Annotated in this window: 21 protein-coding genes; 8 read left to right on the forward strand and 13 right to left on the reverse strand. The window is 55.5% G+C overall.

Annotation, left to right across the window (positions count from 1 at the left end):
- Positions 1-10 precede the first annotated feature (10 nt).
- From moaD to PYL13_RS06695, 4 genes are all read right to left on the reverse strand, one after another.
- On the reverse strand, positions 11-265 hold the full coding sequence (moaD, locus tag PYL13_RS06680) for a molybdopterin converting factor subunit 1 (protein ID WP_192487458.1): 255 nt from the start codon (positions 263-265) through the stop codon (positions 11-13).
- Complete coding sequence (gene pgsA / locus PYL13_RS06685; RefSeq protein WP_250982935.1) at positions 265-852, reverse strand: CDP-diacylglycerol--glycerol-3-phosphate 3-phosphatidyltransferase; 588 nt, start codon at positions 850-852, stop codon at positions 265-267. Before pgsA ends, moaD begins: the two co-directional genes overlap by 1 nt.
- A 102-nt stretch (positions 853-954) precedes the next feature.
- On the reverse strand, positions 955-2,997 hold the full coding sequence (gene uvrC / locus PYL13_RS06690) for an excinuclease ABC subunit UvrC (RefSeq protein ID WP_275640811.1): 2,043 nt from the start codon (positions 2,995-2,997) through the stop codon (positions 955-957).
- A complete protein-coding gene (locus PYL13_RS06695; protein ID WP_275640812.1) occupies positions 2,994-3,758 on the reverse strand; it encodes an SDR family oxidoreductase in 765 nt (254 codons plus the stop codon). Before PYL13_RS06695 ends, uvrC begins: the two co-directional genes overlap by 4 nt.
- A gap of 372 nt (positions 3,759-4,130) precedes the next feature.
- Here PYL13_RS06695 and PYL13_RS06700 point away from each other — a divergent pair, with 372 nt between their 5' ends.
- Positions 4,131-4,784 (forward strand): outer membrane protein, encoded by a 654-nt coding sequence (locus PYL13_RS06700; RefSeq protein ID WP_192487462.1) that lies wholly within the window; start codon positions 4,131-4,133, stop codon positions 4,782-4,784.
- Positions 4,785-4,926: 142 nt separating this feature from the next.
- Here the strand turns inward: PYL13_RS06700 and PYL13_RS06705 are convergent, their stop codons facing one another.
- A complete protein-coding gene (locus PYL13_RS06705) occupies positions 4,927-5,523 on the reverse strand; it encodes a glutathione S-transferase (protein ID WP_250982932.1) in 597 nt (198 codons plus the stop codon).
- Between the two features lie 9 nt (positions 5,524-5,532).
- On the reverse strand, positions 5,533-6,288 hold the full coding sequence (locus PYL13_RS06710) for a ribonuclease T2 family protein (protein WP_275640813.1): 756 nt from the start codon (positions 6,286-6,288) through the stop codon (positions 5,533-5,535).
- A 356-nt stretch (positions 6,289-6,644) separates the two neighbouring features.
- On the opposite strand from PYL13_RS06710, the gene PYL13_RS06715 reads away from it, so the two are divergent.
- A complete protein-coding gene (locus PYL13_RS06715; RefSeq protein ID WP_250983238.1) occupies positions 6,645-7,592 on the forward strand; it encodes a lysylphosphatidylglycerol synthase domain-containing protein in 948 nt (315 codons plus the stop codon).
- Between the two features lie 21 nt (positions 7,593-7,613).
- On the opposite strand, the gene PYL13_RS06720 is transcribed toward PYL13_RS06715, so the two are convergent.
- Positions 7,614-8,462, reverse strand: coding sequence for a 23S rRNA (adenine(2030)-N(6))-methyltransferase RlmJ (locus PYL13_RS06720; protein ID WP_259145386.1), 849 nt, complete (start codon positions 8,460-8,462; stop codon positions 7,614-7,616).
- A gap of 8 nt (positions 8,463-8,470) precedes the next feature.
- Between PYL13_RS06720 and PYL13_RS06725 the strand changes: the two genes are divergently transcribed.
- Together PYL13_RS06725 and PYL13_RS06730 are read left to right on the forward strand one after the other, a co-directional pair.
- Positions 8,471-10,663 (forward strand): molybdopterin oxidoreductase family protein, encoded by a 2,193-nt coding sequence (locus PYL13_RS06725; RefSeq protein ID WP_441296657.1) that lies wholly within the window; start codon positions 8,471-8,473, stop codon positions 10,661-10,663.
- Between the two features lie 131 nt (positions 10,664-10,794).
- Positions 10,795-11,418 carry an NUDIX domain-containing protein gene (locus PYL13_RS06730; protein WP_259145384.1) on the forward strand — a complete coding sequence of 208 codons (624 nt, stop codon included), beginning with the start codon at positions 10,795-10,797 and terminating at the stop codon, positions 11,416-11,418.
- A gap of 33 nt (positions 11,419-11,451) precedes the next feature.
- On the opposite strand, the gene purN is transcribed toward PYL13_RS06730, so the two are convergent.
- Positions 11,452-12,120: a phosphoribosylglycinamide formyltransferase gene (gene purN / locus PYL13_RS06735; protein ID WP_275640815.1), complete on the reverse strand. Its 669-nt coding sequence runs from the start codon at positions 12,118-12,120 to the stop codon at positions 11,452-11,454.
- A complete protein-coding gene (purM, locus tag PYL13_RS06740; RefSeq protein WP_250982926.1) occupies positions 12,117-13,190 on the reverse strand; it encodes a phosphoribosylformylglycinamidine cyclo-ligase in 1,074 nt (357 codons plus the stop codon). Before purM ends, purN begins: the two co-directional genes overlap by 4 nt.
- A gap of 225 nt (positions 13,191-13,415) precedes the next feature.
- On the opposite strand from purM, the gene PYL13_RS06745 reads away from it, so the two are divergent.
- From PYL13_RS06745 to ppx, 4 genes are all read left to right on the forward strand, one after another.
- Positions 13,416-14,564, forward strand: coding sequence for an AI-2E family transporter (locus PYL13_RS06745; RefSeq protein WP_192487470.1), 1,149 nt, complete (start codon positions 13,416-13,418; stop codon positions 14,562-14,564).
- Positions 14,561-15,274, forward strand: a complete 714-nt coding sequence (gene hdaA / locus PYL13_RS06750; RefSeq protein ID WP_250982925.1) for a DnaA regulatory inactivator HdaA — start codon at positions 14,561-14,563, stop codon at positions 15,272-15,274. Before PYL13_RS06745 ends, hdaA begins: the two co-directional genes overlap by 4 nt.
- Before the next feature lie 64 nt (positions 15,275-15,338).
- On the forward strand, positions 15,339-17,540 hold the full coding sequence (locus tag PYL13_RS06755) for an RNA degradosome polyphosphate kinase (RefSeq protein ID WP_250982924.1): 2,202 nt from the start codon (positions 15,339-15,341) through the stop codon (positions 17,538-17,540).
- The gene (gene ppx / locus PYL13_RS06760; protein ID WP_250982923.1) at positions 17,537-19,057 is read left to right on the forward strand and encodes an exopolyphosphatase; all 1,521 of its coding nucleotides are present in this window, start codon (positions 17,537-17,539) and stop codon (positions 19,055-19,057) included. Before PYL13_RS06755 ends, ppx begins: the two co-directional genes overlap by 4 nt.
- Before the next feature lie 47 nt (positions 19,058-19,104).
- On the opposite strand, the gene PYL13_RS06765 is transcribed toward ppx, so the two are convergent.
- The 4 genes from PYL13_RS06765 to PYL13_RS06780 form a co-directional block, all read right to left on the reverse strand.
- Complete coding sequence (locus PYL13_RS06765) at positions 19,105-20,466, reverse strand: esterase-like activity of phytase family protein (protein WP_275640816.1); 1,362 nt, start codon at positions 20,464-20,466, stop codon at positions 19,105-19,107.
- Positions 20,467-20,631: 165 nt separating this feature from the next.
- Positions 20,632-21,645, reverse strand: a complete 1,014-nt coding sequence (locus tag PYL13_RS06770; RefSeq protein WP_275640817.1) for an adenylate/guanylate cyclase domain-containing protein — start codon at positions 21,643-21,645, stop codon at positions 20,632-20,634.
- Between the two features lie 290 nt (positions 21,646-21,935).
- On the reverse strand, positions 21,936-23,090 hold the full coding sequence (gene rnd, locus PYL13_RS06775; RefSeq protein ID WP_250982920.1) for a ribonuclease D: 1,155 nt from the start codon (positions 23,088-23,090) through the stop codon (positions 21,936-21,938).
- Positions 23,091-23,197: 107 nt separating this feature from the next.
- The gene (locus PYL13_RS06780; protein ID WP_275640818.1) at positions 23,198-24,454 is read right to left on the reverse strand and encodes an MFS transporter; all 1,257 of its coding nucleotides are present in this window, start codon (positions 24,452-24,454) and stop codon (positions 23,198-23,200) included.
- Between the last annotated feature and the right edge of the window lie 70 nt (positions 24,455-24,524).

Here is a 24,524-nt window from a genome sequence, read left to right on the forward strand (position 1 = left end):
TCCATCCCAATCAGCCGCCGGTCATTGGTGGAAAAATTCCGATTTCGCGCGCGCCCTCGATGCTTTCATCGTGGTCGATATGTTCCTGATTGACAGCGACGCGGATGGCGTGCGGAAATTCAAATGCCGCCTCGTAATTCTCGCCAAGCGTGGTCAGATAGGCCAGCAGATCACCTGCCGTTTTGACCGAAGCGGGGATATCCAGCTCCTCTTCGGCCGTACCAATCTTCTCCCGAACCCAGGCGAAATAAACGAGGCGTGTCATTATTCGGCGTCCACGATGTGCTTGAGGCCAGCCCTGAAATAGTCATAGCCGGTGTAAATCGTCAGTGCGGCGGCAAGCCACAACAGGCCGATACCGGTTTCGGTGGTGTAAGGCAGAACCTTGTCGCCGGCAGGGCCGGCCAGCAGGAAAGCGATGGCCACCATCTGGATGGTGGTCTTCCACTTGGCGATCTGCGTGACCGGAACGGACACCTTCAATGCAGCGAGATATTCGCGCAGGCCGGACACAAGGATTTCACGGCACAGAATAGTAATGGCGGCCCATACCGACCAACCGGCAATCGTACCATCTGCTGCCATCAACAAAAGAACGGAAGCAATCAGCAGCTTGTCGGCAATCGGATCCAGCATGCGGCCGATGTTGGATGTCTGGTTCCAGATACGCGCCAGATAGCCATCGAGAAAGTCGGTGATAGAAGCGACGATAAAAATCCACAGCGCTGTCCAGCGCGCAAAATCCGAGCTTGCCAGCTGTCCCTCCACAAAGAAGCACAGCACAATGACCGGTACGGCCAGAATACGGGCATAGGTAAGAAGATTCGGAATATTGTACGCGCGAGAAGCCATTGAGAACCTGCCTTACGGAATTTCAGCTTTAGATGAAGCCGCACGCTGTCAGCGTCAACATCTGTTTGTGTTTTTTTTAGCAAGCAGATGACGAGGAGATCGTCATTCTGCGCCATTTTCGTGAAAATGATTATAAACCTGCCGGGCAACCGCCTCGGAAATGCCGGTTACATTCATCAGGTCATTTAGACCAGCCCGCGAAACGGCTTTTGCCGTACCGAAATGCTGCAAAAGCGCGCGTTTGCGGCCGGGACCAATACCACTGATTTCATCCAGCGGATTCTTGATCATTTCTTTTTTGCGGCGTGCCCGGTGGGAGCCGATGGCAAAACGGTGCGCTTCATCGCGCATGCGCTGTATGAAGTAGAGAACCGGATCGCGTGGTGGCAGGGAAAAGTCGCTGCGACCGTCGGCAAAGAAACGTTCTCGGCCGGCATCACGGTCGACACCCTTGGCTACACCGATGGCCGTGACGCAATCGCGGATATCAAGCTCATCCAGAATACCACGAACCGCTGTCATCTGGCCTTGGCCACCATCGATCAGGATAACGTCTGGCCATGCGGGGAAAGGCATGTCAGCGGCATCCTCGGTTGACGTTACCTGATTGCGATCGGGCTTGCCTTCTTCTTTCAGCAGGCGTGAAAACCGGCGGGTCATCACCTCGCGCATCATGCCAAAGTCATCGCCGGGCGTGATGTCCGTCGATTTGATATTGAACTTGCGATACTGGTTCTTCACGAAACCTTCCGGTCCCGCCACCACCATGCCGCCAACAGCATTGGTGCCCATGATATGGGAGTTGTCGTAGATTTCGATACGGCGTGGCACATAAGACAGGTTGAAGGTGTCTGCAAAACCTTTCAGCAAGCGCTCCTGAGAGGATGTTTCGGCTAGCTTGCGGCCATGCGCTTCACGTGCATTGCCCAGTACGTGGTCAACGATATCCTTTTTCTCACCGCGTTGCGGCACCGAGATCGTGACCTTGTGGTTGGCCTTTTCGCCAAGCGCTGCCGCAAGCAATTCCTGTTCTTCCACTGTCTCGGAAAGCAGGATTTGCCTTGGCACCGGTTTGTCGTCGTAAAACTGCGCGAGAAACGCGTTGAGGACTTCCGAAGGCGGCAAAGAAGGATCGGCTTTCGGAAAATAGGCGCGGTTACCCCAATTCTGTCCGGTGCGGAAGAAGAACACTTGGATACAGGAAATGCCACCTTCGTGATGAATGGCAAACACGTCAGCTTCTTCAATTCCAGCGGGGTTGATGCCCTGATGGCTCTGCACATGGCTTAGGGCTGCCAGCCTGTCGCGGTAGACGGCAGCGCGCTCGAAATCCAGATCTTCCGCCGCCTCGTTCATCTGCCGGGCAATCGCGGTCTTTACGCTTTGGCTTTTGCCCGAAAGGAAGTCTTTGGCTTCCTGAACAAGTTCTGCATACCCCGCATCGCTGACTTCATGCGTGCAGGGGCCGGAACATCGTTTGATTTGGTAAAGCAGACAGGGGCGGGTGCGCGTTTCAAACACACTGTCCGTGCAGGTGCGGATAAGAAACGCCCGTTGCAACGAGTTGATGGTGCGTCCAACCGCACCGGCCGATGCAAATGGTCCGAAATAATCGCCCTTGCGGGCCCGCGCGCCACGATGTTTGAAAATGGCGGGGGCGCGATTGTCAGCCGTAATAAGAATGTAGGGAAACGACTTGTCGTCGCGCAGCAGCACGTTGAACCGCGGGCGCAGACGTTTGATGAGGTTTGCTTCCAGCAGCAGAGCCTCTGTTTCCGTGCGGGTGGTGACAAACTCCATATTCACCGTCAGCCGCACCATTTGGCCAATTCGGTTGGAGTGGAAGCGGCCCTGGGCGTAATTGCCGACACGCTTTTTCAGCGAACGCGCCTTGCCGACGTAGAGCACGTCGCCTGCGTCGTTGAACATGCGATAAACGCCCGGCCGGTTCGGCAGGTGTTTCACAAACTCGGCAATCAGGTCCATGCCCTTCAGGCCGGTTTCATTTTTCCATCCGGCAGACCAGTCAATGGATGCGCCAACGCTTGCGACTTCGTTCTCAGGGGACGAAGCAATGGCGTCATCTTCATCATCGTCGGTTTCATCGAAGAGAATGCCGCCCTCGGGCAGCTTCTGTCCGTTCATTCAGGTATCTCCGCCACGTCAGGGGTTTCCCAAGCGAGGTGTTGCCCGCCATCAAGGGCGATCATCTGCCCGGTGATAGACGGTGTGTCAAAAAGAAAACGAACCGTGCGGCCGAATTCATCCGGCTGCGGTCCTCTCTTTAATATAAGGCCGTCGATCTGCGCCTGAAAGTCCTGTGGTCGCTGTCTTTCACTTCTAAATGACGGACCAGGGCCAATGGCATTTACCCGCACGCGTGGTGCAAAGGCCTGCGCCATGGTCTGCGTTGCTGTCCAAAGTGCAGATTTAGACAAGGTATAAGAATAAAAGCGTGGATTGGGTGCCCAGACGCGCTGGTCAATAATGTTGACGATCAGCCCGTTCATTTCCTGCGGCAACTGGTGCATCAATCCGGCTGCCAGAATGGACGGCGCCCGGACATGAACGGCAAAATGTGCGTCAAATGTCGCCGAATCGAATGTGTCTGCCGAGTCGCTTCGGAAAATCGAGGCGTTATTGATGAGAATTCCGATAGGACCAAGCGCATTACTGGCCTTTTCCATCAAATCGGATGTCGAGGCGATATCGGCGAGGTCTGCCGCAAAAGCCTGCGCTTTGCCACCGTTGCGCCTTATTGTATTAGCGAACTCTTCTGCTTCGAGTATGGAAGAGCGTGCATGGACAGCAATAGCGAAGCCGTGAGCAGCCATATCCTCGGCAATTGCCCGCCCAAGTCGTCTGGAAGCGCCGGTGATCAAGACTGTTTTGGGTATTTTTTCCATCGAAACCGGCTTTATATCTGCATCTAAGTATATAGGAAGACGATATAAATCAAATTTCGACGCCCTGTACAGCGTCGTTTCGGGTTATACAGGAATAGGGTTTTAAGTATATTTGGCGTTTATTTTAAATAAATACATGTAAAAATCGACTGTTCTGAATTTAATGAAGTGTTATCCTTAACAAAATTTCGTTGTATTTTAGCAACGTCAAACTTCAGTCACTGCCGCGCCACAAAGAATTCACAGTTTGGCTTTTTGATCTCCTCATTCACCCATCATTTTCAATTTCCAGAAGGGCAGGGAACCTAACTGTTTTTAACCGCGTTGAGACTTTGGTTTAGCGCACAATGCGGTGGTGAAAAGGAGAATGACATGCGTATTTTTGTTGCAACTCTTATGGCTTCCACGATGGCAGCAGGAGCTTTCTCGGCAGCCAAGGCGGCTGACGCGGTCAACGAAGTTCCACAGGCACCAGTTGCTTATGAGCAGCCAGCACCGGTTTCCGATTGGTCCGGCGCTTACGTTGGTGGTACCGTAAACTATGATTGGGGCCGCTTTAGCAGCAGCAATGACGGTCGTGATGCCAAGGGCTTCGGCGGCGGTCTGTACGGCGGTTACAACTGGCAGAATGGCCAGATCGTCTACGGTGCAGAAGCAGACATCGGCCTCGGCGACGAAAGCGGTTCTGCTGGTGCAGTTGGCACCGGTCTTTCCGGCAAGCAGGGCGTAAATGGCTCGCTGCGTGCTCGCGTTGGTTACGACATGAACCCATTCCTGATCTACGGTACGGGTGGTCTCGCAATCTCCGAGAACAAGCTGCGTGACGCAACGTCCAGCGACAGCGCAACAGCACTCGGCTACACCGTTGGTGCAGGTGTTGAAGCTCTCGTAACCGACAACATCACAGCTCGTCTTGAGTACCGTTACTCTGACTACGCTAAGAAGGACTACACACTTGACTCTGGTTCCTTCTCCCGTGGTTACGATGACCACAGCGTTAAGGTCGGTATCGGCGTGAAGTTCTAATCTGCGGAAACGCGATTAAAAGAAAACCGGGGCCAACAGCCCCGGTTTTTTAATGCGCTTTTTTTGATGTAGGGCGTGCAATAAAAGAGCAGAGAGGCGGGCCTCTCTGCTCTTTTTGTATGTCGGTGGTTGAAGAGTCCGATTACGCCGGTGTCTTCATCTCGGCATATTCCTTGAAGCGCTTGCCGAATTTTTCTGGCCAGGCGGCCAGGTCTTCGCGGCCGGTCGCCCATTCGCCAGCAAAACGCAGGTCGAGATAACCGATCATCGCGGCAAGCGCGAAATGGCCGCCATTCAGTTTTTTACCTGTTTTGGGCAGGTTACCGTTGAGGTAGTCCAGTGCACGCGCAACCTTGCTCCACTGCTTGTCGATCCATGGCTGGTGGATTTTTTCTTCCGGACGGAAACGGCGCTCGTAAACAATGGCGAGCAGACAATCCATTACGCCGTCACACAGCGCTTCGAGGATTTCCGCATCGGCGCGTTTTTGATGTTTTTTTGGATAGAGTTTTCCAAGCGAAAGCCGGTCGAGATAATGCATGATGGCGACGCTGTCATAAACCGAATTACCGTCATCCAACAGCAAGGTCGGAATCTTGCCAAGCGGATTATTGTCGATCAGCGTCGCCGGTTCGGCATTGGTATCGACGCTGACGTCCTTGATGCCGAGATTAAGATAGCGGGCAGCCATACGCACCTTGGCGGAATAGGGAGAGGCAGGGGAATAAAGCAGTTCCATGGATGTTTCCTATCGGATGGGGGGAATGGTCATTTGTTTTGTCTGGCAGCCCTGCCTGTCGACTTGCTGACAGGAGCGGAACTGTAAATCCTGGGTGAGGCAGATGCGGACCTCTTCAAAACGTCCGCCGTCGCAGCTGATTGAGATACCCTGTTGGCTCATGCGCGGATTGGCGGCAATGAACGCCTTTTCCAGCCCGTCGGCAGAGATTGTTTGATTGTTTTGGCCTTGTGAAATCGTCTGCGGCAACTTTACCGCGTCGAAGGCAGCCCGTGTGGCCGCGAAATAGTCCTTTTGCGAAAGCCCGGAGCAGGAACCGTGTTTACGCCACTGGTGGCCGATCAGCCCCATTGACGGCATTATGTCGAACATCGATCTGCCCAGCGCATCGGGAACCCGTTCCGGTTCGCTGCTTGAACAAAACTGCGGGTAGCCATTCTCATTTTGTGGCCACAGGCCATGCACCACAAAACCATAACGGCGGTTGGTGCCGCATTGCTGACGGTTGCCCGCGCCTTCGGAACTGGCGCAGTAACTGGGCGACCATGACAGGGACAACACGTAAAAATCAAAACCTGTGGACTTTGGCAGGGTGCGTGTCGGCGTGCCAACTGGTGCGGTGCCGGTTGTCTGCGTGTTGTTACCAGCCTGAATTTGGGGTGAAGGCACTACCGGTTTTTGAGGAGCGGGCGCTTCCTCACGAAAGAAAACTGCCGCGGCCACCGCCATCACGCCAAGCGCGATTATGCCTGCATATTGTTTCATGGGCAGCAAGGACGTTCGTAGGCATGAGGCATAGGGCAATTACCTGAATGGATAACTGAAATGTGTTTCGGCTTTATATCAGCTTTACACCCCAGAAAAACGGGGCCATCGCGCATTTTCTGGAGGGATTTCAACTATTGTTTGATACGATAAACGCGATGGTAAAGGTTGAAAGTTTATTCAGATAACGACTAAAGTTGGACGAATCTTTTAATTCGTTGGCGTGCGGGAAGATGAAAAGGTTGTGCAGCCTTTTGTCGTCTCGTCGCGTTATTCATCAGTGATCACGCTGATGGATAGGATGGAGTGTGAACAAGGCAGTGACGCTGCCGGGAGGAACGAGCGGGCATGTGCGTATGAAAGTGAAGAAATATCTATGGCCGGTCGTCGGCCTCGCGACGATAGGGTTCTCGATATGGCTGCTTTACCATGAAGTACGCGGATTATCGCTTGATGATGTCTGGGATAGCCTGACAGCGATTTCGTGGAAAGGCTGGTCGCTTTCTGCACTTTCAACACTTCTGGCCTACGCGGCCCTTGCCGGATATGACCGGATCGCCTTGCAGCATCTTGGCCGCAAGGTGAACCTTCTTTTTATTACACTGACCTCGTTCACCACTTACGCCTTGTCGCACAATGTCGGTGCGTCGGTGTTCTCAGGCGCTGTGGTGCGTTACCGCGCTTATACGTCGAAAGGTCTCAGTGGCACGGAAGTGGGTATTCTGGTGGCCATGTGCTCCTTTACCTTTTTCTTCGGCACAATGTTCCTGACCGGCCTGGTGCTGGTTTATGAACCAGACATCACCGAACGCTTCGGTGACCTGCTGCCGGTTGGTGCTTCAAGGACAACCGGATGCATATTGCTGGTGCTTTGCGGCATCTATGTCGCCGGAAGTCTGCTGAGACCACGCCCTCTGAAAATTGGAAGCCGTGTGTTTCCCTATCCGGCCCCGCCCTTGGTCGCACAACAGCTTATCATCGGTCCGCTGGAGTTGATCGGTGCGGCTGGCATTATCTATTTTGCGCTGCCAGAAGCCGGTAACCCCGGCTACATGGTTATTCTCGGCATCTTCCTGGTGTCTTTTTCTGCGGCCTTGATTTCTCATGCCCCGGGTGGCCTTGGCGTGCTCGAACTGTTGTTCGTCACCGGCCTGCCGGATATGAACCCGGCAGATGTCATTGCTGCTCTTCTGGTGTTCCGCCTGTTTTACCTGATCATCCCCTTGGTCATGGGGCTGATCGTCATTCTGCTGTTTGAACGGGCAAAATTGTCCGAGCCGGACGAACCGTCTACGAGTGGCTGACACCACGCGGCCGGCGAGGTTTCAGGCCTCGCCGCGCAACCAGAAGGCCCGCTGGGACGCATAACGATCCTGCGCCATGATGGTTTTCAGCACCGGCAAGAGCGTGTGCAACTCATCCTTCAGCGTGAAGGGTGGGTTGACGATTATCAGGCCGGAACCGCTCAATCCCTCTTCGCGGTCGCTGCGCACCGAAAGTTCGGCACACAGCATCTTTGGAATTTCGAGCGCTTGCAATTGCTCGTGAAAGTCCTTGATCGGTGCGCCTTTTTTGATGGGATACCACAGGCAATAGGTGCCTGTTGCAAAACGTCGGTAAGCCTTGGCAAGGCCATCCACCAGACGCTCATATTCACCGGCTATCTCAAAGGGTGGGTCGACCAGAATGAGGCCGCGCTTTTCCTTAGGTGGCAGGTGGGCGCCTAACGCCAGCCAGCCATCCAGCTCGGTAACACGAACCTGAAAATCCCCTTCGAACTGGCGCGATAATGCTCGGGCGTCGTCCGGATGCAGTTCCATGGCGGACAACCGGTCCTGCGGGCGCAACAAGAGGCGGGTCAGCTTGGGTGATCCGGGATAAAGCTTGACGCCACCATCGGGGTTCAGTTCCCGGACGGCGGAGAGGTAAGGTTCCAAGAGATCGGCGACAGGGGCGGCAAGCTCCGCCTGCATGAGCTTGCCAATGCCGGTCTGCCATTCGCCTGTCTTCTGCGCCTCTTCGGAGGACAGGTCATAAAGCCCGATACCGGCATGGGTATCCAGAACCCGGAAAGCCTTGTCCTTGTTCTGCTGGTAACGAACCAGCCGCGCCAGAACCGCGTGTTTGAGAACATCCGCAAAATTGCCTGCGTGATAGATATGGCGGTAATTCATGCGTGCCGATGCCTTTTATGAATAATCTTGATGATGGTCAGTTGGCACTTTTGGCCGCCTCACACTTGCAATATAGAAAACTGATGAACGTTGCGACCCAGATTTCACCCAAATCCACCACCGGACACACTGTTTGTCCGCATGACTGTCCCTCCGCTTGCGCTCTTGAGGTGGATATCACCTCTGAAGGGCGTATTGGCCGTGTGCGCGGAGCCAATAGCAACACCTATACCGCAGGCGTCATCTGCGCAAAAGTGGCCCGCTATTCCGAACGGATTTATCATCCCGGCCGACTGTTGACCCCAAAGCGCCGCAAGGGCGCGAAAGGGGCGGGTGACTGGCAGGAAATCAGCTGGGATGACGCACTGGATGAAATTGCCAATGCCTTTGTCAAGGCAGAAGCCGTACATGGTTCGGAAGCCGTCTGGCCGTATTTTTATGCCGGTACCATGGGGCAGGTGCAGCGCGACAGCATTGAGCGCCTGCGCCATGCCAAACGGTATTCCGGATTTTTCGGCACTATCTGCACCAATACCGCCTGGACGGGTTATGTGATGGGCACCGGCGCATTGCGTGGGCCGGATCCCCGCGAGATGGCCAAGGCCGATGTCGTGGTGATCTGGGGCACCAATGCGGTTGCCACGCAGATCAATGTCATGACCCATGCGGTCAAGGCACGCAAGGAACGCGGGGCCAAGATCGTCGTCGTCGATATCTACGACAATCCGACCATGAAACAGGCCGATCTGGGGCTGGTGCTGAAACCCGGCACCGATGCGGCGCTTGCCTGTGCTGTCATGCATATTGCATTTCGTGACGGGTATGCCGACCGCGCCTATATGGCCAAATTTGCCGATGATCCAGCAGGGCTCGAAGCCCACCTGCAAAGCAAAACACCACAATGGGCCTCGCAAATCACTGGCCTGTCGGTCGAGGAGATCGAGGCCTTTGCGCGGCTGGTCGGCACGACCAAAAAGAGCTTCTTCCGTCTTGGGTATGGGTTCTCCCGCCAGCGCAATGGCGCAGTTGCAATGCACGCGGCGCTGTCCATCGCAACTGTGCTCGGCTCTTGGCAATATGAAGGCGGCGGGGCATTTCACAACAATGGTGAAATCTTCCGCCTCGACAAATCCGAATTGATGGGCACGGCCTATGCTGATCCGGATATTCGCCAGCTTGACCAGTCGCAGATTGGCCGTGTGCTGACCGGTGATGCCGCAGCGCTTCGCCATGGTGGGCCTGTGACGGCAATGCTGATCCAGAACACCAATCCGATCAATGTCACGCCGGAACAGCGGTTGGTGAAGCAGGGCTTCCTGCGGGACGACCTGTTTGTTGCGGTGCATGAGCAGTTCATGACGGAAACGGCTGAGGTCGCCGACATCGTGCTGCCCGCCACCATGTTCCTGGAACATGATGATATCTACCGCGCCGGAGGACAGAACCACATCACCCTTGGTCCCAAGCTGGTGGAGCCGCCTGAAACGGTGCGCGCCAACCTGTTTGTTATCGAGGAACTGGCCAAGCGCCTCGGTGTCAGCCATATGCCGGGTTTTGGCCTGACGGCACGTGAACATGTCGACCGCATTCTGTCGGCCAGTGGCTGGCCGGGTTTTGACGCGCTGTTGGAAGACAAGTGGATTGATGCCCAGCCACCCTTTGAGGTCGCCCATTATCTGCAGGGCTTTGGTCATGCGGATGGAAAATTCCGTTTCCGCCCTGATTGGCGCAACGGTCCGTCACCGGACAAGCCACCAGAGAATGTTGGCCTGATGGGGCCGGTCGATCAGTTGCCACAGTTTCCCGATCAGGTCGATGTGATCGAGACGGCCGATGCCGAACACCCGTTCCGGCTTGCCACGTCGCCGGCGCGTAACTTCCTCAACTCGACCTTCAGCGAAACCAAGACATCGTTGCAAAAGGAAGGTCGTCCGGAAGTGATGATCTGTCCTGAGGATGCCGAGACCTTTGCTATTGCTGACGGCGATGTGGTGCGCATTGGCAATACACGCGGCGAAGTCCGGCTTCACGCCAAAATCGTCGCCGGTGCGCGCGTGGGCGTGCTGATCGCTGAAGGGCTGTGGCCAAACAAGGCACATCTCGACGGCGAGGGCATCAATGTGCTGACCGGTGCGGATTCGCCAGCCCCCTATGGCGGCGCGGCATTCCACGATAACAAGGTCTGGCTTCGCAAGGAGTAACGTCCGGCTTGTCTTGCGGACGCCATGAAGATGGTAAAAAACGGTGTTGCGCATCCTGCTTCGTAGCGCGACGAGACATGTTGATTGTCTTGTGTGGTGACGTGACAGCGGAATTGGAATTCGAAATGGAGATGAGTGTGGATAATCAGGTGAATAGCGGTTCTCTGGCAGCCAATGATGATGGCCGGATTACGCTGGTTGAAAAACAAACCGTCTGGAAACGCTTCGTGCATATGCAAACATTAGTGTTTGACCAGAAAATGCCTGATGGCCGGGTGATCCGCATTGATCGTGAAGTGCATGATCATGGCAGTGCTGCCGCCATTCTTCTGTATGATCCGGCACGCAACATGGTGGTGTTTGTGCGCCAGTTCCGGCCAGCCGTGTTCATGAATGGCGAACCGGCCTTTCTGCTGGAAGTACCGGCAGGCCTTCTGGATGACGACAATGCCGAAGACGCCATTCGCCGCGAGGCAATGGAGGAAAGCGGTTATGCGGTCGAGAGCGTCAAATATCTGTTCGACATGTATGCCAGCCCCGGCACGCTGACGGAAAAGGTTAGCCTGTTTTTCGGCAGGATCGATCTGGATATCAAGGCAGGTGAGGGCGGTGGGCTCGACAGCGAAGGCGAAGACTTGGAAGTCATCGCCCTGTCGCTCGACGATGCCTTTGCGATGATTTCCACGGGCGAAATCACCGACGCAAAGACAATCATCCTGCTGCAATGGGCAATGCTGAACCGGCAGACGCTATAAAGGCGAATAGCCTAAACCTCGGCGGCTCGGGGCTTAAGCGGAAATGATAAAGGAGGTGGCGTCTGTGGCGCCGCTTTCGCAGATTGCCTTGCCGCCTTCCATGCGCACCTTGCCTTCGGCGAGACGCTTCAGCGCAAGCGGATAAAGCTGGTGTTCAACAGTCAGCACTCGGGCTGCAAGGCTTTCGGCGGTATCATCCGCCAGAACGGGAACCGCAGCCTGGCCGATCACCGGACCTTCATCCATACCCTCAGTCACAAAATGCACTGTGCAGCCGGTAATCTTTGCACCGGATGCAATTGCGCGATCATGAGTGTGCAGGCCGGGGAAAAGCGGCAGTAGCGATGGATGGATATTGATGATGCGGCCTTCATAGGGCGCGATAAAGTCACCCGAAATCAAGCGCATGTAACCCGCAAGGCAGATGATATCAGGATTGATGTCAGCCAGCGCCGCCAAAATGGCGCTCTCATGCTCTGCCTTGCTGGCAAAGGATTTGCGCTCGAAGGCAAGGGTGGCAATGCCAAGTGCCCCGGCTTTTTCCAGACCGCCAGCCGACGCCTTGTCGGAGATGACGCAGGCAATCTCCGCTGGAAAAGATGGATCCTCGCATGCCTTAACCAGCGCCAGCATATTGGAACCGCCGCCGGAAATAAAAACCACAACCCGTTTTTTGCGGGCAGGCGAGGACTGGTTACTCATAGACCAAGCGTACCCTTGTAAACCGTGCCATGGTCACCCTCGTTACGGGCAATCATACGGCCAAGCGGAAATACGGTTTCGCCTTCTGCGGTCAGCGCGTCGGTCACCTTCTGGGCGTTTTCAGCCGAGACGACAACAATCATGCCAACGCCGCAGTTGAAGGTGCGCAGCATTTCATTGGCGGCAACGCCGCCGGTCTTGGCAAGCCATGAGAAGACCTGGGGTACCTTGATCGAACCGAGGTCGATTTCTGCGGCGAGGTGCTTTGGCAGAACGCGCGGAATGTTCTCCGGAAAGCCACCGCCGGTGATGTGTGCCAGTGCCTTCAATGCGCCGGTTTCGCGGATCGCCTTGAGAAGTGGCTTCACATAGATGCGGGTCGGGGTCAGCAGGGCTTCACCCAGCTTCTTGTCTTCTGCGAATGGTGCAGGTGCACTCCACTCGAGACCAGACAGCGACACGATCTTGCGCACCAGCGAAAAACCATTGGAGTGAACGCCAGAGGAGGAGAGGCCCAGAATAACGTCGCCTTCGGCAATGTCGCCGGCTGGCAGCAGCTGGCCACGCTCGGCTGCACCAACTGCAAAACCGGCCAGATCGTAATCACCATCGGAATACATGCCAGGCATTTCAGCGGTTTCACCACCGATCAGCGCGCAGCCGGATTCGCGGCAACCGGCCGCAATGCCGGATACGATGGCAGCGCCCTGATCCGGGTCCAGCTTGCCTGTTGCGAAGTAGTCGAGGAAGAACAGTGGCTCGGCGCCCTGTACGACAAGATCGTTGACGCACATGGCAACGAGGTCGATACCAACCGTGTCATGATAATCTGCGTCGATAGCAATCTTCAGCTTGGTGCCGACGCCGTCATTGGCCGCAACCAGAACCGGATCCTTGAAGCCTGCCGCCTTGAGATCGAAGAGACCGCCGAAGCCGCCAATTTCACCATCAGCGCCGGGGCGGCGCGTCGAGCGAACAGCAGGCTTGATTTTCTCGACCATCAGGTTTCCGGCGTCGATATCCACGCCTGCATCGCTGTAGGTAAGACCGTTCTTGCCGGACTGGCTCATGGCTGTTGTCTCCGCTATCGCCTTTTGGCGTGCCCTTCGCATGAGCGAGGGTGTTATGCAAGAGTAACCAGGGCCTCTGTCCCGCTTTTTCACGGGTTTGACCACGTTTTCCTCACTTCTGCCTGTTCGCTGTGGCCTTAAACCCGATCAAGTCTTGACCGTTCCGGTAGGTGCATCCTATCTCCTGATGAAATGCAAAGGCGATTGCGCCACAAGGAACCGACGATGCAACCTCATATCAGTGGCACAAATTTGCGACGCCAGGTGTTTTTCTGGATCGGCGCGCTTGCGATCTTTGTGATCTTTTTGACGGTGTTCAGTTCCATCCTTCTGCCATTCGTTGCAGGCATGGCGCTAGCCTATTTTCTTGATCCGGTTGCCGACTGGCTGGAGCGTCGCGGTTTGAGCCGTATGATGGCGACAGTGGTCATTCTGATTACTTTCGTGTTGTTGTTTGCTCTGTCGTTGATCATCATCATTCCGGTGGTTGTCGCGCAGGCCTCTGATTTCATCACCCGTATTCCCGGCTACATCTCGTCTCTGCAGCAGCTTGTCGCTGGCACCGGTTCGACAATCCTGCCGGATTGGGTGGCTGCACAGGTCGAATCCATCCGTGAAAACTTCTCCAAGCTGCTGGCAGAGGGCGCCGGTTTTATTGGCACGCTGCTGACGCAGATCTGGAACTCCGGCAAATCTCTGTTGGATGTCGTGTCGCTGCTGGTGGTGACACCTGTTGTTGCCTTCTATCTGCTGCTGGACTGGGATCGCATGATCAAGAAGGTCGACAGCTGGATACCACGCGATCATGTGCAGACCGTACGCCAGATCGCCAGCGACATGGACACCACCATTGCCGGTTTCGTACGCGGGCAGGGCTCCATGTGCCTGATCCTGGCCATCTATTATGCCGTAGGCCTTTCTCTGGCCGGCCTGAATTTCGGCCTGCTGATCGGTTTTGCAACGGGCATGCTCAGCTTCATTCCTTATGTTGGTGCGACGCTGTGCCTGCTGATTGCCGGCGGCGTGGCCCTCGTACAGTTCGGTGCGGATTACGTGTCGATTGCCATTGTTCTGGGCGTGTATTTCACTGGCCAGTTCATGGAAGGCAATGTTCTCCAGCCTAAACTGGTGGGTGGCAGCGTGGGCCTTCATCCGGTATGGTTGATGTTCGCACTTTTTGCTTTCGGTGCGATGTTTGGTTTCGTCGGTCTGCTGATTGCGGTGCCGGCGGCAGCGGCGGTGGGCGTACTCGTGCGGTTTGCCCTGTCGCGATATCTTGAAAGCGATTTATACCACGGACGTGCGCAAGCTTTGCCTTGGGAGGGGCAAAAGGATGAAGCAGCCGTCAAGACGATCACACAGAGCCAGAAATGAACGACCCACAAAATCCTGACCGGGCCCGGCCAAAAGCCGAGCAGCTTCCACTCGTCTTTTCTCATGTCACGGCGTCCAGCCGCGATGACTTGCTGGTGTCTGCGCCCTTGAATGCTGCCGTATCAATTGTCGATGCATGGCCGAACTGGCCGTCGCCGGTGGTGATTCTGGCCGGCCCTATCGGTTCTGGAAAATCGCACCTTGCCAATATCTGGCGGGAAAAGAGCGGTGCGACCGACATTCATCCCATTGCAGGCAGCCAAGCGGCCCGCAAGGCCGAAACCGGTCCGGTAATCTTTGAAGATGCTGATCGCAACGGTTTCGATGACACGGAACTATTCCATGTCATCAACAGTGTCCGGGAAAACGGCACGTCGCTGTTGATCACCACCCGGCTTTGGCCATCTGCCTGGCCGGTCACGCTGCCAGATCTGCGCTCGCGCCTCAAGGCGGCGACCGTGGTGGAAATCGGTGAGCCGGACGAGGACCTCCTCGCACAGGTTTTGATGAAGCTTTTTGCTGATCGTCAGCTTTACATGGATGACAAAATCATCAGCTATATCGTGGCGCGAATGGAGCGTTCACTGGATGCGGCGCAGACGGTGGTGGAGAAACTGGACAGGCTGGCGCTTGCCCGTGGTATCCGCATCACTCGAGCCCTGGCCGCAGAGGTTTTGAACGAACCAGGCAATGACATGGATGATGATTGACTGTCACAGTTCCGTCGTCAAACTGTTATAATGGCAGAACAATGTTTTACGGGTGGAGTTGTTGATGGATTCGGCAGTACAGGACAGTCACGAACAGGGCATTACAGAAGCTCCTCAGCGTAGCCCTTTGTGGGACAGCCCTGAGCGGTTTATCAACCGCGAATTTTCCTGGTTGCAGTTCAACCGCCGCGTTCTCGAGGAGACGCTGAACGTCGCGCATCCGCTGCTGGAGCGTTTGCGTTTTCTCTCGATTTCCGCCGCCAATCTCGATGAATTTTTCATGGTGCGCGTCGCCGGCCTTGAGGCACAGGTGCGCCAGTCGATCACTGTCAGGACGCCGGATGGAAAGACACCGGCTGAACAGCTCGAAGACATCCTGAAAGAAATCGACAACCTGCAGATGGAGCAGCAGGCGTCGCTTGCTGTTCTGCAGCAGTATCTTGCCAAGGAAGATATCTACATCGTGCGCCCTGCCGCACTGGCTGATGAGGATCGCCTCTGGCTTGAGACAGAGTTCGAGGAAAGAATCTTTGCGGTTCTGACACCGCTGTGTATCGACCCTGCGCACCCGTTCCCGTTCATTCCGAACCTTGGTTTCTCCATGGTTCTGCAGCTCGAAAGCCTGCATGGTCGTGAGCCGATGACCGGCCTTCTGCGCCTGCCGCCAGCACTCGACCGCTTCATCCGTCTGCCGGATGAAGGTAACACCATTCGCTACATCACGCTGGAAGATGTGGTTGGGCTGTTCATAAACAGGCTTTACCCCGGTTATGCCGTCAAGGGTTTTGGTACCTTCCGCCTGATCCGTGACAGCGATCTTGAAGTTGAAGAAGAAGCGGAAGATCTGGTTCGCTATTTCGAAAGCGCTCTGAAGCGCCGTCGTCGCGGCTCGGTTATCCGTATCGAGACCGACAGCGAAATGCCGCAATACCTGCGTCAGTTCGTGGTCCACGAACTCGGTGTGCCGGAAAATCGCGTCGCCGTTCTGCCCGGCCTTCTGGCGTTGAATACGATTTCCGAAATCGTCAAGGCACCGCGCGACGAGCTGAAGTTCGAGGCGTACAATGCCCGCTTCCCGGAGCGTGTGCGTGAACATGCCGGTGATTGCCTGGCCGCGATCCGCGAAAAGGACATGGTTGTTCACCACCCCTACGAATCCTTCGACGTCGTGGCGCAGTTCCTGTTGCAGGCGGCCCGCGACCCGGATGTTCTGGCTATCAAACAGACACTGTACCGTACCTCCAACGACAGCCCGATCGTTCGTGCTCTGATCGATGCGGCCGAAGCCGGCAAGTCGGTGACGGCGCTTGTCGAATTGAAGGCGCGCTTCGATGAAGAGGCAAACATACGTTGGGCCCGCGATCTTGAGCGCGCTGGCGTTCAGGTGGTGTTTGGCTTTATCGAACTGAAAACGCATGCCAAGATGTCGATGGTCGTTCGCCGTGAAGACGGCAAGCTGCGCACCTATTGCCACCTTGGAACGGGCAACTACCACCCGATTACCGCCAAGATCTACACCGATCTTTCCTTCTTCACCTGCAACCCGAAGATCGCCCACGACATGGCGAATATCTTCAACTTCATCACGGGGTATGGTGAGCCGGAAGAGGGCATGAAGCTGGCGGTTTCGCCCTACACGCTACGCCCACGCATCATCAAGCACATCAATGATGAAATCCAGCACGCCAAGAATGGCGCGCCGGCCGCCATCTGGATGAAGATGAATTCGCTCGTTGATCCTGAAATCATCGATGCGCTGTACCGTGCAAGTGAAGCAGGCGTTGAAGTTGATCTGGTGATCCGTGGCATCTGCTGCCTGCGTCCGCAGGTTGCCGGCCTTTCGGAAAACATCCGCGTCAAATCGATCGTTGGACGCTTCCTGGAACACAGCCGTATTTTCTGCTTTGGCAACGGATATGGCCTGCCTTCGGAAAAGTCGCTGGTCTATATCGGCTCCGCCGATATGATGCCGCGCAATCTTGACAGACGTGTTGAAACGCTGGTGCCGTTGGTTAACCCAACGGTGCATGAGCAAGTTCTTTCACAGATCATGCTGGGTAACCTGATTGACAACCAGCAAAGCTACGAGATACTTGCCGACGGAACGTCTAGGCGCATTGAGGTGCGCAAGGGCGAGGAACCGTTCAACGCGCAGCACTACTTCATGACCAATCCCAGCCTTTCCGGACGTGGTGAAGCCTTGAAATCCAGTGCGCCAAAACTGATTGCGGGTCTTATCTCGGCTCGCAAGAAACAGGCTGAATGACAAGATCAGAAGCACAGGGGCGGCTTACCGGCATCGCCCCCGTTTCCGTCATCGATATTGGTTCGAACTCTGTTCGTCTCGTCGTTTATGAAGGTTTGTCCCGTGCACCGGCAGTACTTTTTAACGAAAAAGTACTGTGCGGTCTGGGTAAGGGGCTGGCGCTTACCGGTCGTATGGACGACGAAGGGGTAAGCCGCGCGCTTGCGTCACTACGTCGTTTCCGTGCCCTGTCAGAACAGGCCCAGGCCCACAAACTCTACGTGCTGGCAACCGCTGCCGCGCGTGAAGCCAGCAACGGACCTGATTTTATCCGTGAAGCCGAAGAGATTCTGGGCTGCGAAATCGAAGTCCTCTCCGGCGAAAAAGAAGCGCTCTATTCGGCGTACGGCATCATCAGCGGTTTTTATGACCCCGATGGCATTGCCGGTGACCTTGGCGGCGGTTCGCTTGAACTGATCGATATCAAGGGCAAATCCTGCGGGCAGGGCATTACCTTGCCGCTCGGTGGTATCAGGTTGTCCGAGACATCTGGAAGCTCGCTTGAAAAGGCCGCAACCTTTGCCAAGAAACAGATCAAGACCGCCAAGCTGCTCGCCAAGGGCGAGGGCCGTACCTTCTACGCGGTTGGCGGGACATGGCGCAGTATTGCCAAGCTGCACATGGAAATTCGCCAGTACCCGCTGCACATGATGCAGGGTTACGAAGTGCCGTTGCAGGAAATGCTGGCATTTCTCGATGACGTCATCACGGCCAAGGATTCGAAAGATCCGGCATGGCAGGCGGTCTCAAAAAGCCGCCGTTCGCTTTTGCCCTACGGTGCCATCGCCATGCGTGAAGTGCTGGAAGCGATGAAACCTTCCAAAGTGGTGTTTTCTGCTCAGGGCGTGCGCGAAGGTTATCTCTATTCGCTGCTCAGCGAAGAGGATCAGGATACCGATCCGCTGCTGGTCTCTGCCGATGAGCTTGCCATTCTGCGTGCACGTTCGCCCGAACATGCCCGTGAGCTGGAAGACTGGAGTGGTCGGACGATACCGGTCTTCGGCATTGAGGAAACGGTGGAAGAAAGCCGCTACCGGCGTGCCGCCTGCCTTCTGGCCGATATCAGCTGGCGCGCACATCCGGATTATCGCGGTTTGCAGGCCGTCAACATCATCGCCCACTCCTCCTTTGTTGGCATCAGCCATCCCGGCCGCGCCTATATCGCACTTGCCAACTATTACCGCTTCGAAGGCCTCAATGATGACGGCACGACCAAGCCGTTGACGGCGATTGCCGGTGACCGCCTGTCGGAACTTGCCAAGCTGGTGGGTGGCATGTTGCGTGTGGTCTACTTGTTCTCTGCCTCCATGCCCGGTGTGATTGATCACCTGCGTTTCCGCGTTTCGGAAAACCCGGATGTCGATCTGGAGTTCGTGGTGCCGCATGACTATTGCGATTTTGCCGGTGAACGGCTTGAAGGCCGTTTGCAGCAGCTGGCAAAACTAACCGGCAAGAAGCTGGCTTTCGTTTTCGAATAAAATCAGAAGCGCTGCCGATATCCCGGCAGCGCTTCTGTTTGTCTTAGTTACTTGGCATCCAGCAGGTCTTTGACCTCAAGCAGAACGAATTCATTGTCGTCTGCCTTGTCGAGTGCACGACCGGCCGAGAAGGGCAGGTTGTTGTCATTGCCAACGATGATGTGTGTCGCGTCAACGCGGTCAACATTCTCGATGGTAACGAACGGCATGTCATAGAAACCTTCGCCGCCACCCTGACGCTTCTTGTTGTCCGGATCGGAAATCTTCAGCAGGTCGATGTAACCGATCTTGCGGGCAGCCTTGCCAACATTGGTATCGTTGAACTCGATTTTGTAGATGCGCTTGACCTTTGACGGAACGGCAAAGCAGTTGGTCTCAGGCTTCTTCGGGTCGGCGCAGGCCTTGTCGGCAGTACCGGCACCATTGTCACGTTCGATGACCAAAGCGGTGGTTTCGTCGAGCATGTTGAAGTCGCCGATCGCTTCGCCACCTTCGGCCAGCGGGTAAAGCCATGTGCGGCCTGTCCAGGACTTCGAGGCAACATCCAACTCGATGATACGAAGGCCGGTTGCTCCGTCTTCGGTTTTTTCCACCTGGCCATCAGCGGTGTAGAGTGGGCCTTCCAGCATGCCGTACAGCTTGGAGCCGTCCTTGGACATGGCCATGCCTTCATAACCGCCTGAACGCTTCAGGTTGAAAGCAGGCATTTTCTGTGTCGGGTTACCCGGCAGCGTCAGGGTAGGATGATCAGGCGACTTCACGTCGATCTCGCCAGCCTTGGTGGCGATGACATCGGTCAGCTTGCCGTCACGGGTGAATTTCAGGATATAAGGTCCGAATTCTTCACCAATCCAGAAACCGTCTGCAACAGGCTGGATGGACTCAATGTCAAAATCAGCGCCGGTCAGGTAACGCTTGTCGGAACCTTCCATGACGATTGGGAAAGGAGCCTTTTTGTCCGGGTCGGACAGGAACACGGTTTCAAGCGCATTCACCTTGCCTGCCTCCCAATCCAAGGAAAGGTGGTGCAACATCAGCATGGAATCGCTTGAGTTGATCTTCGAACCGAAACCATTGTCGGAAAGGCTCCAGAAGGTGCCATCTTCCATAGCCTTGATGCCGGAAAAGCCCTGCATCGCCTGACCGTTGAACGGCATGGAAAGGCCGGTTGGCCGCACGCCGTCCATGCCCGGAACCGTGCCGAGACCTTCAGCGCGCTTGCGATCTGCTGTCGTGAACTTGGCAGATGTTTTGAGGTGTTCAGGCGCATCTGCCGGTACTGGGATAATGGTGTTGGCAGGCAGAATGGCATGCGAAACGAGCTTGGCAGGGAATTCTTTTTCGGCGGCAATTGCCGAGAAGCCGGAGAACGCAAAAATAGCAACAGAAGCAAGAAGTGTTTTGGTCATTAAAATCACCTGTCAGTTGGCACTAAAACAATGCTGTGTCGGGTACGCAGAGTTTGTGAAACTGAGGTGATGGGTGATTGAAGCTTTGGTGAAAGTTTTATGATGGCTTCGTTATCATCGCCAAATCGGGCACTTTTAGTAAGCTGCTGGTTCTTTTAATAAAATTTATGACTTCACCAGCGAGCAGACACCCAGTGTCTGGCCGCGACCCTTCACGGCATGTTCGCCCAGATACTCGCTTTTGATGCCCTTTGGCAGCAAAAGGCGGTGAATGAGATCGGACGAGATCAGGATCGGGTGGCCAAGCATCTTGCTGAGGGATTCAAGGCGGGCGGTGGTATTCACCGTGTCTCCGAAATAGGTGATCTTGTGATGGTCGACACCGATTTCAGCCGTGATGACAGGACCGCCATGCAGGGCAAAGCGCAGCTTTGGCATGACGCCGAAGGTCTTCATCCAGAAGTCCTGCCGTTTTTCGATAGCGGCCAGAATGTCGAAGACACATTTGATGCAGGCTGATTTCTTGATGGCATCCTGAAACGGCCATGTGATGATGGCGGCATCGCCGATGTAGTCATCAATCGCCCCGTTATGCCGGCGCACGGGTGCGGCATAGGTGGCGAAGATTTCACGTAGGAATTCCTGCGCTTTCATATCGCCATGGCTTTCGGCAAATGTCGTGGAGCCAACAAGATCGATAAAGATGAAAACACGCTCTTCACGCACAGGACGGCGATAACGGCCCAGTAGCAGATCCGTAAAAATGTCGCGGCCGAGCAGTTCTCTCACCCGCATCACGAAGACGATGATGCTGCAAACGATGCCTGTGAAAATCAACGTTTGCGGTTCGGCATGAACCGCGCGTTGCCAGTCAACTTTCAAAATGCCGGTTGCCCAAAGCAATGTTCCTCCCACGGCAAATCCGCAGAAAACCAGAACCGCATACACGATCAGGCCTATTGCTATGTATGCCGGCGTTGGCAGGAAACTGATGCGGTGCGAAAGCCGGGGCAGGATGTAGCCGCGCTCAAAGGCAAGAATAGGCGCACAGGCAAAGAGTGCATAGGTCGCGCCGATGAACGGACCGCCACCATATTCCAGAAAGGCATATGCGACGCCGCTGCCGGCAACTGCCAAAAACAGCAGCAGGTAGTCCAGCATTAAAAGGAGCTTTCGCATATGGTTCCGATACTTTCGATGAGTTGCAGCCGCCGTCGAGGTCGGCGCGTTGGCTGCCTAGACTGCAACCGAGACTTTAATGTGGAAATCGATTTGCCAAAAGTGACGATTTGGAAAGGTGTTTCAAACGCTTTTTCACTGTTGCCGGATTGCACGTTTAGCTGGCCATTTTGGCCGGTTGGGCAATGACGACAGGACGTTTAACCCGTTTACTGGAAATGGCTTGCGCGTTTAAATCCGGTCTCCCCAGAGGCCGGATTGTAACAGGGCGACGAGGAGACTGGTCTATATTATTCGGTCGGCAGTTCGACCGCTTCAACCTTCTTGCCTGCAAAACGCAGGGCAACACCGCCATTGATGAGCTTCAATGCCACATCACCGAACAGTTCCTTGCGCCAGCCCGAGAGAGCGGCAACCTGGGCCTTTTCACCTTCGGAGGCAATTCTGTCGAGGTCATCGCTGTTGGCTATGATCTTGGCAGCGACGCCGTGCTTGTCTGCCGTCAGTTTCAACAGAACCTTGAGCAGTTCAACGGCGGCTCCTGAGCCTTCCGGCGAGTGGCTGTGACGTGGCGCTTGTGGCATCTCGGTCTTCGGCAGGGCAAGAGCGGCGTTAACGGTTTCGATGATGGCGGTGCCCGACGACGAGCGCTCCCAACCCTTTGGAATGGTGCGCAGGCGCGACAATGCCTCGCTATCCTTGGGCTGTTGCTGGGCAATCTCGAAAATCGCATCGTCTTTCAAAACGCGCGAACGCGGCACATTGCGGCTGCGCGCTTCACGCTCACGCCATGCGGCCACGAATTTGAGAATGGCAAGTTCAGTTGGCTTGCGCAGGCGCGACTTCAGACGCAACCATGCATCGTCAGGATGCAACTCATAGGTATCGCGCGACTCGAGGATGTTCATTTCCTCGGTCAGCCACAGCGAGCGGCCTTCGCGCTCAAGCTTGGCCTTCAGCGCCAGATAGACATCGCGCAGATGGGTCACGTCGGCCAGCGCATAGTCCAGCTGCTTTTCGGACAGCGGACGACGGCTCCAGTCGGTAAAGCGCGACGACTTGTCGATCTGAACGGATTTGATCTTCTGGACAAGCTGGTCGTAGGAGATCGAGTCGCCGAAACCGCACACCATCGCGGCAACCTGCGTGTCGAAGATCGGGTGTGGAATAAGTCCGCCGAGGTGGTGGATGATTTCGATGTCCTGGCGGGCGGCATGGAAAACCTTCACCACATCAGGGTTTGCCATCAGTTCGAACAGCGGAGAAAGGTCGATGTCTTTCGCCATCGGGTCGACCAGCACTTCCAGTGTTGGGCTCGCCATTTGAACAAGACACAATTCAGGCCAGAATGTCGTCTCTCGCAGAAATTCCGTATCGATTGTGATGAAGTCCGATTTTGCAAGTTCCTTGCAGGCGTCGGCAAGTGCTGCTGTCGTTTCGATCATGTTCTTCTGGCCAGTACTGTAACGTATGCGTCTTACTTTCCCTTTGAGCACCGTATGTCAATACAAACTCGCCATTTCCCAGCCTTTGAGGGGCTGTTTTCCAGCACTCAGACGGCATCCTTGTCGTTTTTGTCACGACTTTTCGGTGGCTGTGCCGCCAGTTTGCTGAAATAGGCGGAGGTTCGCAAAAGGGCCCTAAAACGCCAGTTGCGCTCTTCAACAGGCACGCCTGGACGCATCTGAAGGCGGTAGATGGTGTAGATGATAAACACGACCTGCACCGCAGCCGTATAGATAAATAGCGCCTTTGGCCCGTAGATATCGATCAGCACCGAGGCAAGCAACGGTCCGATGGTGGCGCCCAAGGACCAGAAGAACAACAGCCCGGATGCGACCATAGCATGTTCACCTTCCTTGGCGTGGTCATTGCCGTGCGCCGAGCTCAGCGAATAGAGTGGCAGGGCAAAGGCACCAAAAACGAAGACGCCGATAATATTGGTCCATTCGTCCGTTCCACCGAAAAGCACCAGGAACAGGCCGGTGATGACAGACCCGGCCGTTGTGGCGAGAATGACGATGCGGCGGTCATAACGGTCGGAATAGGCACCCAGCGGATATTGCAGCACCACGCCGCCAATAATGCCGGCACTCATGAAGGTGGCGATGGCGGTGACCGACATGCCGATCTGTTCGGCATAGATCGGACCGATATTTCGAAATGCTGCCATGCTGAGACCGACGGCCACGCAACCGACCACCGCCAAAGGCGAGATGCGCCACACGGCGGCCGGGTTGAACTTCATGGCATTGGGCGGGGCAGGGTTAGACTTGTCGGCCAGTGAAATCGGCACAAGCGACAATGTCAGTGCCATGCCGATCAGTGAAAATACCGTCGGTCCTTCAACGCCGGCCATCGGAATAATGTACTGCGCCAGCGTGACGGAGCCGAGGTCGACCAACCTGTAAATGGACAGGGCCCGTGCGCGGTTGGAATTGGTGACCTGTGCGTTGATCCAGCTTTCAATGATGGCAAACAGACCAGCAACCGCAATGCCGATCAGAAAACGCATGGCAAGCCAGAACAGCGGATGCGTGACCAGTGCCATGGAAATGGAGGCCGCCGACGAAATCGCGGCAAGGGCCGCGAAGGCCCTGATATGGCCAATTTTTCGCAACAGGCTGGTGACGTAAATGCAGCCGATTGCAAAGCCTAAGCTATAACCGGCGCTGATCAGGCCGATGGTGCTGGGTGAAAAGCCCTCAGAGAGACCGCGCAACGCAATAAATGTGCCTTGCAGACCATTGCCACCGATCAGAATGCCGGCAGTTGCGAGAAGGGGAATCAGCGGGCGGATCTGGCTCATGGGGACGAATCATCGCAGGAGAATGAAAAAAGCGTCTAACGTTCCACAGTCTTAGTGGCATGTCGGCTTG

This window comes from Agrobacterium sp. Azo12, from assembly GCF_029193765.2.
GTDB lineage: Bacteria > Pseudomonadota > Alphaproteobacteria > Rhizobiales > Rhizobiaceae > Agrobacterium.

Excerpts from the sequence above, each read along its gene's own strand:
- PYL13_RS06745 (WP_192487470.1), top strand. The coding sequence starts at position 13,416 with ATGCAACCTCATATCAGTGGCACAAATTTGCGACGCCAGGTGTTTTTC.
- PYL13_RS06730 (WP_259145384.1), top strand. The coding sequence starts at position 10,795 with ATGAGTGTGGATAATCAGGTGAATAGCGGTTCTCTGGCAGCCAATGAT.
- PYL13_RS06725 (WP_441296657.1), top strand. The coding sequence starts at position 8,471 with ATGCCTTTTATGAATAATCTTGATGATGGTCAGTTGGCACTTTTGGCC.
- PYL13_RS06720 (WP_259145386.1), bottom strand. The coding sequence starts at position 8,462 with ATGAATTACCGCCATATCTATCACGCAGGCAATTTTGCGGATGTTCTC.
- uvrC (WP_275640811.1), bottom strand. The coding sequence starts at position 2,997 with ATGAACGGACAGAAGCTGCCCGAGGGCGGCATTCTCTTCGATGAAACC.
- ppx (WP_250982923.1), top strand. The coding sequence starts at position 17,537 with ATGACAAGATCAGAAGCACAGGGGCGGCTTACCGGCATCGCCCCCGTT.
- pgsA (WP_250982935.1), bottom strand. The coding sequence starts at position 852 with ATGGCTTCTCGCGCGTACAATATTCCGAATCTTCTTACCTATGCCCGT.
- PYL13_RS06715 (WP_250983238.1), top strand. The coding sequence starts at position 6,645 with ATGAAAGTGAAGAAATATCTATGGCCGGTCGTCGGCCTCGCGACGATA.
- moaD (WP_192487458.1), bottom strand. The coding sequence starts at position 265 with ATGACACGCCTCGTTTATTTCGCCTGGGTTCGGGAGAAGATTGGTACG.
- PYL13_RS06770 (WP_275640817.1), bottom strand. The coding sequence starts at position 21,645 with ATGCGAAAGCTCCTTTTAATGCTGGACTACCTGCTGCTGTTTTTGGCA.
- PYL13_RS06710 (WP_275640813.1), bottom strand. The coding sequence starts at position 6,288 with ATGAAACAATATGCAGGCATAATCGCGCTTGGCGTGATGGCGGTGGCC.
- PYL13_RS06695 (WP_275640812.1), bottom strand. The coding sequence starts at position 3,758 with ATGGAAAAAATACCCAAAACAGTCTTGATCACCGGCGCTTCCAGACGA.
- PYL13_RS06700 (WP_192487462.1), top strand. The coding sequence starts at position 4,131 with ATGCGTATTTTTGTTGCAACTCTTATGGCTTCCACGATGGCAGCAGGA.
- PYL13_RS06705 (WP_250982932.1), bottom strand. The coding sequence starts at position 5,523 with ATGGAACTGCTTTATTCCCCTGCCTCTCCCTATTCCGCCAAGGTGCGT.
- purN (WP_275640815.1), bottom strand. The coding sequence starts at position 12,120 with ATGAGTAACCAGTCCTCGCCTGCCCGCAAAAAACGGGTTGTGGTTTTT.
- PYL13_RS06765 (WP_275640816.1), bottom strand. The coding sequence starts at position 20,466 with ATGACCAAAACACTTCTTGCTTCTGTTGCTATTTTTGCGTTCTCCGGC.
- PYL13_RS06755 (WP_250982924.1), top strand. The coding sequence starts at position 15,339 with ATGGATTCGGCAGTACAGGACAGTCACGAACAGGGCATTACAGAAGCT.
- PYL13_RS06780 (WP_275640818.1), bottom strand. The coding sequence starts at position 24,454 with ATGAGCCAGATCCGCCCGCTGATTCCCCTTCTCGCAACTGCCGGCATT.
- rnd (WP_250982920.1), bottom strand. The coding sequence starts at position 23,090 with ATGATCGAAACGACAGCAGCACTTGCCGACGCCTGCAAGGAACTTGCA.
- purM (WP_250982926.1), bottom strand. The coding sequence starts at position 13,190 with ATGAGCCAGTCCGGCAAGAACGGTCTTACCTACAGCGATGCAGGCGTG.
- hdaA (WP_250982925.1), top strand. The coding sequence starts at position 14,561 with ATGAACGACCCACAAAATCCTGACCGGGCCCGGCCAAAAGCCGAGCAG.